Raw genomic sequence first — 432 nt, forward strand, 5'->3', positions numbered from 1 at the left:
GGTGGTTACGGCGAAGAGGTCACACCCGTTCCCATCCCGAACACGGAAGTTAAGCTTTTCAGCGCCGATGGTAGTAGGGGGCTTCCCCCTGTGAGAGTAGGTCGTCGCCGGGCAATGTACATATTTTTAGGGGGCTTAGCTCAGCTGGGAGAGCATCTGCCTTACAAGCAGAGGGTCAGCGGTTCGATCCCGTTAGCCCCCATTTAATCAGGCCGGCTTAGCTCAGTTGGTAGAGCAACTGATTTGTAATCAGTAGGTCGCGAGTTCGACTCTTGCAGCCGGCACCATATTTCTCATAGTATGTATTTTGTATTGTGAGCCGTTAGCTCAGTTGGTAGAGCATCTGACTTTTAATCAGAGGGTCGATGGTTCGAGCCCATCACGGCTCATTTTTTGCGGGTGTGGCGGAATTGGCAGACGCACCAGATTTAG

3 tRNA genes and 1 rRNA gene are annotated in these 432 nt (G+C 52.1%); all 4 read left to right on the forward strand.

Going from position 1 to position 432, the window contains the following annotated elements:
• Positions 1-113 (forward strand): 5S ribosomal RNA (rrf, locus tag HPK16_RS16610); the annotation flags it as partial.
• A gap of 16 nt (positions 114-129) precedes the next feature.
• Positions 130-202: transfer RNA gene (locus HPK16_RS16615), tRNA-Val, on the forward strand.
• 9 nt (positions 203-211) lie between these two features.
• Positions 212-287: transfer RNA gene (locus tag HPK16_RS16620), tRNA-Thr, on the forward strand.
• Between the two features lie 29 nt (positions 288-316).
• Positions 317-389, forward strand: a tRNA-Lys gene (locus HPK16_RS16625).
• Positions 390-432: the final 43 nt, after the last annotated feature.

It is taken from the genome of Paenilisteria rustica (assembly GCF_013820765.1).
GTDB classification, from domain to species: domain Bacteria; phylum Bacillota; class Bacilli; order Lactobacillales; family Listeriaceae; genus Listeria_A; species Listeria_A rustica.